Origin of the sequence: Streptomyces sp. SS7, from assembly GCF_037993025.1 — a bacterium.
Taxonomy (GTDB): Bacteria; Actinomycetota; Actinomycetes; order Streptomycetales; family Streptomycetaceae; genus Streptomyces.
This window is the reverse complement of sequence record NZ_CP141223.1, coordinates 6,453,985-6,466,231: the sequence shown is the minus strand read 5'-3', so window position 1 is coordinate 6,466,231 and position 12,247 is coordinate 6,453,985. Positions and strand designations below refer to the sequence as shown.

At 73.0% G+C, this 12,247-nt stretch carries 8 protein-coding genes; 1 reads left to right on the top strand and 7 read right to left on the bottom strand.

The window, feature by feature from the left end; translation table 11 throughout:
- Positions 1-124 precede the first annotated feature (124 nt).
- The 5 genes from U5640_RS29875 to U5640_RS29855 form a co-directional block, all read right to left on the bottom strand.
- Complete coding sequence (locus tag U5640_RS29875) at positions 125-4,441, bottom strand: Rne/Rng family ribonuclease (protein WP_340379272.1); 4,317 nt, start codon at positions 4,439-4,441, stop codon at positions 125-127.
- Positions 4,442-4,747: 306 nt separating this feature from the next.
- Positions 4,748-5,482: a TIGR03936 family radical SAM-associated protein gene (locus tag U5640_RS29870; protein WP_340379270.1), complete on the bottom strand. Its 735-nt coding sequence runs from the start codon at positions 5,480-5,482 to the stop codon at positions 4,748-4,750.
- Between the two features lie 48 nt (positions 5,483-5,530).
- Positions 5,531-6,679: a hypothetical protein gene (locus tag U5640_RS29865; RefSeq protein WP_340379268.1), complete on the bottom strand. Its 1,149-nt coding sequence runs from the start codon at positions 6,677-6,679 to the stop codon at positions 5,531-5,533.
- 82 nt (positions 6,680-6,761) lie between these two features.
- Positions 6,762-7,118 (bottom strand): carboxymuconolactone decarboxylase, encoded by a 357-nt coding sequence (locus tag U5640_RS29860; protein WP_340379266.1) that lies wholly within the window; start codon positions 7,116-7,118, stop codon positions 6,762-6,764.
- Positions 7,119-7,285: 167 nt separating this feature from the next.
- Positions 7,286-8,332, bottom strand: coding sequence for a polyphosphate kinase 2 family protein (locus tag U5640_RS29855; protein ID WP_340379264.1), 1,047 nt, complete (start codon positions 8,330-8,332; stop codon positions 7,286-7,288).
- Positions 8,333-8,461: 129 nt separating this feature from the next.
- Here U5640_RS29855 and U5640_RS29850 point away from each other — a divergent pair, with 129 nt between their 5' ends.
- Positions 8,462-8,941 (top strand): diadenosine tetraphosphate hydrolase, encoded by a 480-nt coding sequence (locus U5640_RS29850; protein ID WP_340379262.1) that lies wholly within the window; start codon positions 8,462-8,464, stop codon positions 8,939-8,941.
- A 25-nt stretch (positions 8,942-8,966) separates the two neighbouring features.
- On the opposite strand, the gene U5640_RS29845 is transcribed toward U5640_RS29850, so the two are convergent.
- Both U5640_RS29845 and U5640_RS29840 read right to left on the bottom strand, forming a co-directional pair.
- Positions 8,967-10,223 carry a VanZ family protein gene (locus tag U5640_RS29845; RefSeq protein WP_340379260.1) on the bottom strand — a complete coding sequence of 419 codons (1,257 nt, stop codon included), beginning with the start codon at positions 10,221-10,223 and terminating at the stop codon, positions 8,967-8,969.
- A 48-nt stretch (positions 10,224-10,271) separates the two neighbouring features.
- Positions 10,272-12,236 carry a TIGR03960 family B12-binding radical SAM protein gene (locus U5640_RS29840; RefSeq protein WP_340379258.1) on the bottom strand — a complete coding sequence of 655 codons (1,965 nt, stop codon included), beginning with the start codon at positions 12,234-12,236 and terminating at the stop codon, positions 10,272-10,274.
- Between the last annotated feature and the right edge of the window lie 11 nt (positions 12,237-12,247).

The window sequence follows — 12,247 nt, the reverse complement described above, 5'->3', positions numbered from 1 at the left end:
CAGCGTAACTCTACGGTGAACGCAGTGCGACACGAGGTGAGGAGCCGAGGGGCGTACGGACGACGGCGCGGGCGTCCGGTGAGAGCCGGACGCCCGCGTCGTGTCGCACCGCAGGTGAGGGGTGTCAGTCCTCGGTCGTCTGCGCAGCCGCCTTCTTCGCGACCGTCGCCTTGGCGGCCTTCTTGGCCGTCGTCTTCTTGGCCACGGTCTTCTTCGCGGCGGTCTTCTTGGCCGTCACCGTCTTCTTGGTGGCGGCCTTCTTCGCCGTGGCCTTCTTGGCCGTCTTGCGGGCGGCCGTCTTCTTGGCGGGAGCGGTCTCCTCACCGACGACGCCCTCGGCCTCGGTGACCTCGGCCTCGGGGGCCGCAGGCACACCGGCCTCGGCCTCGCGGGCCACAGCCTCCGTGCCCTCGGTCTCGGGGGCCTCGGTCTCCGTGGCCTCCGCCTCCGTGGCCTCCGCCGCGGCCGACGGGACGACCACGACGGCCGTCTCCTCGGGCGCGGTCGGCGCGGTGGCCTTGCGCACGGCACGGCGCCGCGGGCGGGCCGGGGCCGCGCTCTCGGCGACCGGCTCGGCCTCGGCGACCGGCTCGGACCCGACGGGCTCCGCCTCGGCGGCCGGGGCCTCCACGGCGGGCTCGACGACCGTCACCACGGCGGCCTCGGCCCCGGCGGGCGAACCGGCCGGCGCGGACACCTTGCGGGTGGCGCGACGACGGGTACGGCCCTTGGGCGCGGCCTCCTCGGCAGCGGGCGTCTCGGCGACGGGGGCCTCGACGACCGGGTCCTCCACGGCGACCGGCTCGGCCTGCGCGGCGAGCGCCTCGGCCGGCTGCACCGGACGCACGGCCTCCGCCTCGGCCGTCACGGCCTGCGCGGTGGGCACCTCCGCGAGCGCCTCGACGGGCGTCCGGACGGAAGCCTCGGCGAACTGCTCGTCCGGCTCCTCCGCGGCGAACACCTCGCCACGGCCCCGGCGCCCGGCGCCCTTCGGCGCACCGGCCGGAGCGGACGCCCGGCGGCTCGCCCTGCGACGGCCCCGCCCACGCGTGGCCGCGGCCTCCGCCTCGGCGACGCTGCTGTACAGCTCCTCGTCGAGGGCGAACTCCGGGGGCGTCAGCGCGACCGGCTCGGCCACCTCGGCGGCGACCTCGGCCTCGCTCTCGGGCTCCTCCTCGACGTCCACCAGCGGCTCGGCGGTCTCGACGGCCTCGTGCTCGTGGGCGTCGCCGCCCCGGCCGCGCTTCCTGCGCTTGCCGCCGCCACCGACGGAGGTGGGCTGCTCCATGTGGACGATGACGCCGCGGCCGTTGCAGTGGACACAGGTCTCGGAGAAGGACTCCAGCAGACCCTGGCCCACCCGCTTGCGGGTCATCTGCACGAGGCCCAGCGAGGTCACCTCGGCGACCTGGTGCTTCGTACGGTCGCGGCCCAGGCACTCCAGCAGTCGGCGCAGCACCAGGTCCCGGTTGGACTCCAGCACCATGTCGATGAAGTCGATCACGATGATGCCGCCGAGGTCGCGCAGCCGCAGCTGGCGCACGATCTCCTCGGCCGCCTCCAGGTTGTTCCTGGTGACCGTCTCCTCGAGGTTGCCGCCCTGACCGGTGAACTTGCCGGTGTTGACGTCGACGACGACCATCGCCTCGGTCCGGTCGATCACCAGCGAGCCGCCGCTGGGCAGCCAGACCTTGCGGTCCAGCGCCTTGGCGAGCTGCTCGTCGATCCGGTAGGTGGCGAAGACGTCGACCTCGGAGGTCCACTTCGACAGCCGCTCGGCCAGGTCGGGCGCGACGTGCGAGACGTACCCGTGGATGGTCGACCAGGCCTCGTCGCCGCTGACGACGACCTTGGAGAAGTCCTCGTTGAAGATGTCGCGGACGACCCGGACGGTCATGTCCGGCTCGCCGTACAGCAGCGACGGCGCGTTCGAGCCGCCGCCGTTCCTGGACTTCTTCTGGATGTCCTCCCACTGCGACTGGAGGCGCTCGACGTCACGGCGCAGCTCGTCCTCGCTCGCCCCCTCGGCGGCGGTGCGCACGATGACGCCCGCGTCCTCGGGGACGATCTTCTTCAGGATCGTCTTCAGCCGGGCCCGCTCGGTGTCGGGCAGCTTGCGGCTGATGCCGGTCATCGAGCCCTCGGGGACGTACACGAGGTAGCGGCCCGGGAGGGAGACCTGGCTGGTCAGCCGGGCGCCCTTGTGCCCGATCGGGTCCTTGGTCACCTGGACGAGGACGGACTGCCCGGACTTCAGCGCGGACTCGATACGGCGCGGCCCGTTGGCCATGCCGAGCGCCTCGAAGTTGACCTCACCGGCGTACAGGACGGCGTTGCGGCCCTTGCCGATGTCGATGAAGGCGGCCTCCATCGACGGCAGCACGTTCTGGACCTTGCCCAGGTAGACGTTGCCGACGTACGAGGTCGACTGCTCCTTGTTGACGTAGTGCTCGACGAGCACGCCGTCCTCCAGGACGCCGATCTGGGTGCGCTCGCCGCTCTGGCGGACGACCATCACGCGCTCGACGGCCTCGCGGCGGGCCAGGAACTCGGCCTCGGTGATGATCGGGACGCGTCGGCGGCCCTGCTCACGGCCTTCGCGGCGGCGCTGCTTCTTGGCCTCCAGACGCGTGGAGCCCTTGATGGACTGCACCTCGTCGGACGGCTCGGCGGGCTTGCGGGGCTCACGGACCTTGACGACGGTGCGCTCGGGGTCGCCGTCGCCCGGCTCGGCGTCGGCGCCACTGTCTCCGGCGCGACGACGACGGCGGCGACGGCGACGGCTGCCCGCGGTGGAGCCGCCGGCCTCGTCCTCGGTGTCCTCCGCGTCGTCTTCCGTCTGCTCGGCCGTGTCCTCGGCGTCCTGAGCGGCCTGCTCGGCGGCGAGTTCGTCGGACTCGGCGTCCAGGCCGTCGCTCTCGCCGTCGGCGGCCTCGCCCCGGCGGCGACGACGCCCACCGCGGCGACGGCGACGGCGCGAACCGGTCTCCTCGCTCTCCTCGTCGCCCTCGACCCCGTCCTCGGCGGCCTCGTCGGCCTCCTCCGGCTCGGTCTCGTCCGGCGCCTCGGCGGCGGGCTCGGGCGCCGCCGGCTCGGCGGCCTCGGTCTCCTCCGCGAAGGCGGCACCCCGGCGACGACGGCGACGGCGCGAGCCGGCCTGCTCCTCGGCGGGAACCTCCTCGGTGGGCAGTTCCTCGGTCTCCTCGGCCTCGACCGGCTCCTCGGCGGACGCGGCGGCAGCCTCGGCGGCGGCGCGCTGCGGCGTCTGGAACTGCGGCTCGGCGAACACGGGCGCCTGGAACACGGCGACCGCGGGCCGCGCGGGCCGACGCGGTGCGTCGCCCTCGCCGTCGCGCAGGGGCGCGGGCTCGGAGAAGCCGCCGGCGGCCCGGCGCACGACACGCCGACGGGCCCGTCGGGTACCGGCCTCCTCGTCGGCGGGCGCCTCGGCGACGGCCGGGGTACGGGGGGCGGCCTCGACGGCCGGGGCCTGGGCGGCGGCCTCGGGGGCCTTCGCCTCGACCGCGGCGGACTCGGTCACGGCGGCCTCGGCGGCGGGCGCGGTCGTGGCGGTCGCGGTCGGCTCGGCCTCGCTCTCGGCGGCGGCACCGGCGGGCGCGGTCACCCGGCGGGTGGCACGACGGCGGGCACGGGGCGCGGGGGCGGCCTCCTCGGCGACCTCCTGGACGGCGGGCGCGGCCTCGGCGGGCTCCTCGGCCACGGAGGGCTCCGTCTCTGCGCTCACCGTCTCTCCGCTCACCGTCTCCGCGCTCACCGCGGTCTCGGCCGGAGCGCCGACGGGCGCGGACGCCCGGCGGGTGGCCCGGCGACGGGCACGGGGCGCGGGAGCGGCCTCCTCGGCCTCGACCTCGATGTCGGCCTCGGCGGCAGCGGCGACCTCGGCCGCGACCTCGGTCGCGGGCTCCGCCTCGGCCGCCTCGGCCGCGGCCGGGGCACCGGCGGGAGCGGACGCCCGGCGGGTGGCCCGACGGCGGGTACGCGGCGCGGGAGCGGCCTCCTCGGCCACCGGCGCCACGGCCTCGACCTCGGCGGCATCGGCGACAGCGGTCACCGGCACGACCGTCTCGGCGGCAGCCTCGGCCGCCTCGGCCGGGGCGCCGGCGGGTGCCGACGCCCGACGGGTGGCCCGGCGACGCGCACGGGGCGCGGGAGCGGCCTCCTCGGCCTTCTCCGCCGCGGCCTCCTCGGTCGCGGCAGTCACGGCGACCTCTTCGGTCTCGTCGACCTCGTCCGCCAGCAGCTCGGCGGTCTCCACGGCCGGTATGGCCGGCGCGGTGATCTCGGCCGGGGCCTCGGCGGCGCCGCTCGGCGGGCCGGCCGGGCGGGAAGCGGCACGGCGCCGACGACGCGGCGGCAGGGTGTCGCTGGGGGTGTTGTTCTGTTCTTCGGAACCCTGGGTGGGTTCGGTCGGTTCGAGCATGCGGGTGTGTCTCCCGTCAGGCTCCCGGGCGCCGCACCGGGCCCGGCGCCGATCACAAGGGATCGGTCGCCGTTGACGTCCGCGGCTCGCGCGCCTGCGCGCTGCCGCCGTCCGGGGCGCGGCCGCCGCACGGGAGCTCTCTGTGTCCTGTCTCGCCGGTTCCGTAGCCCTGTTGCGACGGCCTGGCGAAAGTCTTCTGGTGGGTGCGCCGCCCGACCCAGGTGGCTCCCGAGTCCAAGGGCTGCGCTACGACGCCCGTCCCGATGCGGAACCTTCCGTGCGTCGACGCCTTCGCGGCGGCAGTCGCTAGGCCGTTGTGAGGGCCTCGGCTGCCTCGCGGTCGGGCGCGAGCGGGTCGGTCACGGCGCCGGTCTCTTCATCGAGCAGCCCCTGCGCCAGCCTGGTCACCGCTGCGGGGACCGGCGGCGCCAGGTCGGCCACGGCGCGGAGACCGGACAGGACGTCGTCGGGTCGTACGGCAGGCGTCACGTGCCGAACAACCAGGCGCAGTATCGCACAGGCCCGGTCGGTCGGCCTATCAGCCGCTTCACTCTGTGTTTCGAGCCGGACGACCGCGGGGCGGGCGTCGAAGGTGCGCAGGCCGTTCTTGGTCATGCGCTGGACCTCGACGGACCCGGCGGAGTTGAAGGCCTGGACGGCGCGTTCGGCGTCGGCCGGGTCGACTCCGTCGAGCCGCAGCTCCCACACGGAGGCCGTGAGCCGGTCGGCGAGACCCGAGGTGCGGGCCTCGACCGCGTCGACGATGTCGAGCCCGGTCGGCAGCGACTCGTCGAGCAGCGCACGCAACGTCTGCGGTTCGCGCGCAGCGGTGAGCGCGATCTCCAGGTACTCCGCCTCGCTGCCCGTGCCGGTGGGTGCGGCATTGGCGTACGACACCTTCGGGTGCGGCGTGAACCCCGCCGAGTACGCCATCGGCACCTCGGCACGGCGCAACGCGCGCTCGAAGGCACGCTGGAAGTCACGGTGGCTGGTGAACCGGAGGCGGCCGCGCTTGGTGTAGCGCAGTCGGATGCGCTGCACCGCGGGTGCGGGCGGCGGGCCTTCGGGCTGTCGCTTGCCCAGTGTCGTTCAGTCCTTCGTGAGGTTCGTGAGAGCGGTCGTACTGCTATCAAGAGTACGTGTGCCGAGCGGTGTCGGTTCCCGCCGGAGCACCGCTTCCCTCTCCCGGGTCCGCACGGCCCGCTCCCGTGGCTCCCCGAACAGCAGCCGCCGTACGTCGGCCCGGGTCTGCCGGGCCGTCTCGCGCGCGGAGGCGAGGACCTGCCGGGTCGCCCGGCCCACGGCGCGCGCGGCCTGCGCGGCGGGCTTCAGGACGGCGTCGCGCACGGCGTGTCCGACCGGGGTGAGGACGGTCCGGTAGACCCAGCGCACCGGCTGGACGACGCCCCACCGGAAGAGAGCCGCGAGGAACCGTCCGACGGCGCGCGAGAGGTGCCCCGCGATCCGCCAGGCGTGTCCGAGCGCGTCCCCGACCTCGCGGGCGAGGACGCCCAGGAAGTGCCCGACGGGGACGAGCACCCGGCGCCACAGCGCGAGCGCGGGCGGCACCAGCAGCACCCGCGCGATCCAGTACACGGCCGTCCCGAGACCCGTGACCAGCAGTCCGAGCAGCCGCCACAGCCCGAGCACGCACCAGGCGGCGGCCCGTCCGACGGGGGCGAGGATCCACGCGTACACCCACTGCGCCGGGACGACGACCAGATACCGGACGAGCCACCGCACCGGTGCGACGACCGCGTACCGCACGGTCCAGAGCACGGGCACGACGATCCCGTACCGCACCAGCCACACCACCGCGTGCCCCACGGGCGTCAGTACGCGCGCGTACAGCCGGGCGAGCCCCGCCCCGGCACCCTGGGCCAGCCACCGGCCGGCCTGGCCGAGCGGGATGAGGACGTACCGGTGGAGGGCGACGGCGGGGGCGATCACCAGGACCTTCCCCAGCCGGAGCAGGGCCTGCCCGACGGGGACGAGGACGTACCGCCACAGCCCCACCAGCGGCAGCACGCACAGCACCTGCCCCAGCCACAGCAGGGCCCGGCCCAGGGGCCGGAGCAGGGTGTCCCGCAGGAAGCGGCCGGTGACGACCAGCGCGTCCCAGGCCATCCGCACGGGCACGACCAGCACGAGCACCACGATCCGCACGGGCAGCCGGATCGCGACGACGAGACATCCTTCCGGCTGACGCGGCTCGGCGGGCGGTTTCTGCAGGTCCATACCGGTGTAGACGCCGCGGACCGCTCACTGGATGCACCGGATCAGCCGGACGGACGACAAAAGTGTGACCGGTGTGCGCAGTTCAGGACGTGCCGCGGCTCTCCGCCTCGGCGGTGGCGATGGCTTCCGCCTCGGCCTCGGCCAGCGCGATGGCGACGCCGAAGGCCTGCGCGATATGGCCGGCCGCCGACATCACGCGCGCGCTGCCCACGACGGGTGCGATCGCGACGAGGACGTCCTGGAGCTCCTCGACGGTGAGTTCGGCCTTGACCGCCGGGTCGATGTGCGCCAGGTACGAGATGGCCGGGGCGTCGACGGCCACCAGGGCCGCGATACGGGTCAGGATGAGCGTCCGGTCGTCCATGTGACAGCGCTCGACGGAGTCGATGGTCATGGCGGCGAGGGTGTCCAGAACGGGGGTCTCGGATGCGGTTGCCATATCGGCATCACCTTTCTCTTGGGTTCTTCACCGTGATTTCTTGTGGCCTGTTCGTCTGTTCGCTTGTTCGCCTAATTGGCTGTTCGACTGTTCGGCTGTTCGGCCGTTTGGCTGGCGCTTGTCGCCTGCCACCCGCTGCCCCTGCTGCGAGGCGCGAGCCGGGGCGCTCATGCCCGCCCCCCACGCGGTTTCCTGCCCCTGCCCCTACCCCTGCCCTCTCCCCTGGCCTGCTGCTTTCCCTTTCCCTCGCCCTTGGCCCTTCCCTCGCCCTCGCCCGTTTCCTGCGCGGCGTAGGGGTCGGCCGGCTTGCCCTCGGGGGCCTGGCGCTCCAGCTCGCGCTTGACCTCGGCCAGCTCGCGCCGGGTCTCGCCGCCGACCTCCGGATAGCGGGGGTCGATGCCGATCAGGGTGTGGGCCAGCACCGCGCTGACACACACCCGCGCGAACCACTTCCGGTCGGCGGGGATGACGTACCAGGGCGCCCAGGCGGTGCTGGTGGCCGACAGCATCTTGGAGAACGCCTTCTGGTAGTCGCCCCAGTGGGCGCGCTCACGGACGTCGGCGGGCGAGAACTTCCAGTTCCGCTCGGGGACGTCGATACGCTTGAGGAAACGGGTGCGCTGTTCTTCCTTCGACAGGTTCAGGAAGATCTTGACGACGGTGAAGCCGTTGTCGATGAGGTAGCGCTCCCAGTCGTTGATCTCCCGGTAGCGCCGCTTCCAGACGCCCGGGCCCCGGGCCGCGGCGGGCAGCTTCTGGCGCAGGAGGTTCTCCCGGTGCACCCGTACCACCAGGACCTCTTCGTAGTGGGACCGGTTGAAGATGCCGATCTCGCCGCGCCGGGGCAGTTCGCGGTGGTAGCGCCAGAGGAAGTCGTGGTCGAGCTCGTCGTCGGAGGGCACCTTGAAGCCGGCCACCCGGACGCCCTGCGGGTTGACGCCGCTCATCACATGCCGGATCGTGCCGTCCTTGCCGCCGGCGTCCAGCGCCTGGAGACAGACCAGCACCCCGTACGTGTCCTGCGCGGCCAGCCGCTGCTGGTAGTCGGCGAGCAGCTCGACCCCGCTCCGCAGCAGCTCGACGCCGTCCCGCTTCCTGTGGATCCCCGCCTTGTACCGCGGATCGAAGTCCCGTTCCAGCCGCACCTTGCGGCCGGGCTCGACCCGCAACGGACGGACGAACTCCGCGATCCGCTCGGCCCTCTCGTCGCCCATCGCCCGCTCGTCCCTTCGCCGCCGAGTCCCCTGAGCCCCACCAGCAGCATCACCGCACGGACCTTCCCCGGCCTCACCCGCCACGGGTGGTTCGCCACAGCCGGGTGGCCCCGGCTTGGATTGACGGTCATGACGGACGACTGGAGAACGGATCGGATCGGGGCGGCTCTGCGGGGCGAGAACCCGACGGTGATACGGCGGCTCGCATCGGGGTTCGCGGTGATCGGCGACGTCCAGTTCCTGCCCGGGTACTCGGTCCTCCCCGTGGACGAACCGGGTGTGCAGCGGCTGACCGATCTGCCGAGGGCGAGGCGGCTGTCGTTCCTGTCCGACATGGACCGGCTCGGAGAAGCCGTGGAGCGGGTCTGCCGACGCCTCGACCCCGCCTTCCGCCGGGTCAACCTGGAGATCCTGGGCAACACCGATCCGTTCCTGCACGCCCACGTCTGGCCGCGGTTCGCCTGGGAGCCGGCCGAGCTGGTGGGCAGGCCCGTGTGGCTGTATCCGGGCGACCGGTGGAGCGACGAGCGCTACAGACTGGGTCCGCGCCACGACGTGCTGCGGGACGGGATCGGCAGCGAGCTGGACCGGTTGCGCTCGCCGGGCTGACGGCCGGGCGCCGGCGGCTCGGACGTCACCCCTCGTCGGCGATGCGTTCGCCGGTGGTGGCGTCGATCGTGACGGGCCGCCGGGCGCAGTCCACGCGCCAGACCGGCAGCCATGCGCCCCTGACCCGCCGGGCCAGGAGCGAGGCGGAGCCGGCCGGCCGCCCGGTCGCGTCCTCGGCCAGGGTCCTCGCCCGGGCTTCGTCGATGGTCACCCGCGGCAGCCCGGGATCGTCGACGGTACGGGCGGAGAACCCGGTGACCCGTCCCGCGGCGGTGAGGGTCAGGTCGAGGCGCATGGGCATCATGACCCGGTCGGTGTAACGCCGGTACCGCACCGTGTAGCCCGCACTCGGGCCGCCCCCGGTGGATCGGATGCGCCGCTCACTCCCCGCGACGCTCCGCGGGAACCATGTCCGGGCGAACCGGTCGGCGGCTGCGGCGACCTCCTTCTCACTGAGGTCGCCCTCGTCCCCAGGGCCGGGCGCGAAGCGGCCACTCTCCAGGGTCTTCGCCGGCCAGGTGCCGGTGAGGGTGCCGTGGTTCGTCTCAGCGGTGATCTTCAGGCGGCTTCCGACCTTCTCGGTGGACGTCCCCCGGATGTCGGTGCCCTTTCCGAACACGCCCTCGGCCGCCGCGGTGATCCACGCCTCGGCCGGCACCGCGGACTCGACGAGATCGTGCCGCTGGTCGTCCAGCGCGACGACGTCCACCGCGTCGATCCGCGACCGGAACACGCCCCCGACGGCCAGCACGGCGACCGCCGCGAGCGACACCCCCCACACGAGGTCACGCACGGGCCTGGCCGGCGGCTGCCTCCGCAGGTACAGCCACCCGGCCCCCGCCACAGCGCCCAGCAGCGCGCCGGTCCCGTTGGCCGCGAGGTCGGTCACACTGCACGCACGCCCCAGATACCCCGCCGACTGGGCGAGTTCCACCGCCCCGCTGAGGGCCCCGAACGCGGCCGCGACCGTCACCGGCCTCCGGAAGAGCAGGACGGCGAGAAACGCGCCGGGGGCGAAGAGCGCGATGTTCAGCAGGGCACTCGCCGACGTGAACTGGTGGAGGGGCATCCCGGTGTCGCACTGCCAGGACTCCATCCCGGCATGCCCCGGCAGCAGCGTCACCGCCAGGATGCCGGCCAGGTAGGCCGCCAGGACCGTCCTCAGCGGCCATGGCTTACCTCTCGCCCTCGCGACCAGCGCCGTGGGCCCCGCGACGAGGACAGCGAGGACCGAGAAGGAGACGACCAGGCCCGGTACGGCGGAGATGGACGCCTCAATCACGGCCGCACCCGGCGCCGCGGCCTCCCCGGCCGCAGCGCCTCCCTCGCCTCAGTGGCCGTGCCCGTGCGTGTGTCCGCTGGTCGCGGGCTCCTTCTTGACCGTCAGCGGCAGCAGCTTCTTGCCGGTGGGGCCGATCTGGATCGTCGTGTCCATGGCGGGACACACGCCGCAGTCGAAGCACGGCGTCCAGCGGCAGTCCTCGACCTCCGTCTCGTCGAGGGCGTCCTGCCAGTCCTCCCAGAGCCAGTCCTTGTCGAGGCCCGAGTCCAGGTGGTCCCAGGGCAGGACCTCCTCGTAGGTGCGCTCGCGGGTGGTGTACCAGTCGACGTCCACGCCGAAGGCGGCGAGGGACTTGTCGGCGCAGGCCATCCAGCGCTCGTAGGAGAAGTGCTCGCGCCAGCCGTCGAAGCGGCCGCCGTCCTCGTAGACCGCGCGGATCACGGCGCCGATGCGCCGGTCGCCGCGGGAGAGCAGGCCCTCGACGATACCGGGCTTGCCGTCGTGGTAGCGGAAGCCGATCGAACGGCCGTACTTCTTGTCGCCGCGGATCTTGTCACGGAGCTTGGTCAGGCGCGCGTCCGTCTCCTCCGCCGAGAGCTGCGGGGCCCACTGGAAGGGGGTGTGGGGCTTGGGGACGAAGCCGCCGATCGAGACCGTGCAGCGGATGTCGTTGGAGCGGGAGACCTCGCGGCCCTTGGCGATCACGTTCATCGCCATGTCGGCGATCTGGAGGACGTCGTCGTCCGTCTCCGTCGGCAGGCCGCACATGAAGTACAGCTTCACCTGGCGCCAGCCGTTGCCGTAGGCGGTGGCGACGGTGCGGATCAGGTCCTCCTCCGACACCATCTTGTTGATGACCTTGCGCATCCGCTCCGAGCCGCCCTCGGGGGCGAAGGTCAGGCCGGACCGGCGGCCGTTCCTGGTGAGCTCGTTCGCCAGGTCGACGTTGAAGGCGTCGACGCGGGTGGAGGGGAGGGAGAGGCCGATCTTGTCCTCTTCGTAGCGGTCGGCGAGGCCCTTGGCGATGTCGCCGATCTCCGAGTGGTCCGCGCTCGACAACGACAGCAGACCGACCTCCTCGAAGCCCGTCGCCTTCAGGCCCTTCTCCACCATCTCGCCGATGCCCGTGATCGAGCGCTCGCGCACCGGGCGCGTGATCATGCCGGCCTGGCAGAAGCGGCAGCCGCGCGTGCAGCCGCGGAAGATCTCCACCGACATGCGCTCGTGCACCGTCTCGGCGAGCGGGACGAGGGGCTGCTTGGGGTACGGCCACTCGTCGAGGTCCATGACCGTGTGCTTGGAGACACGCCACGGCACGCCCGACTTGTTGGGGACCACGCGGGCGATACGGCCGTCGGGGAGGTACTCGACGTCGTAGAACGCCGGGATGTAGACGCCACCGGTCTTCGCGAGGCGGAAGAGGACCTCCTCGCGGCCGCCGGGACGGCCCTCGGCCTTCCACTCCTTGATGATCCGCGTCATGTCGAGCACGGCCTGCTCGCCGTCGCCGATGACCGCCGCGTCGATGAAGTCGGCGATCGGCTCGGGGTTGAAGGCCGCGTGGCCGCCCGCGAGGACGATCGGGTCGTCGATCGTGCGGTCCTTGGACTCCAGCGGGATGCCCGCCAGGTCCAGGGCCGTGAGCATGTTGGTGTAGCCCAGCTCGGTGGAGAAGGACAGGCCGAACACGTCGAAGGCCTTCACCGGGCGGTGGCTGTCGACCGTGAACTGCGGGACGCCGTGCTCCCGCATCAGCGCCTCCAGGTCCGGCCACACGCTGTAGGTGCGCTCGGCGAGGACGCCCTCCTGCTCGTTGAGCACCTCGTAGAGGATCATGACGCCCTGATTGGGCAGGCCGACCTCGTAGGCGTCCGGGTACATGAGCGCCCAGCGGACGTCACAGGACTCCCACGGCTTGACCGTGGAGTTGAGCTCGCCCCCGACGTACTGGATCGGCTTCTGCACGTGCGGGAGCAAGGCTTCGAGCTGCGGGAAGACCGACTCGACAGACATCGCGGCGTTAC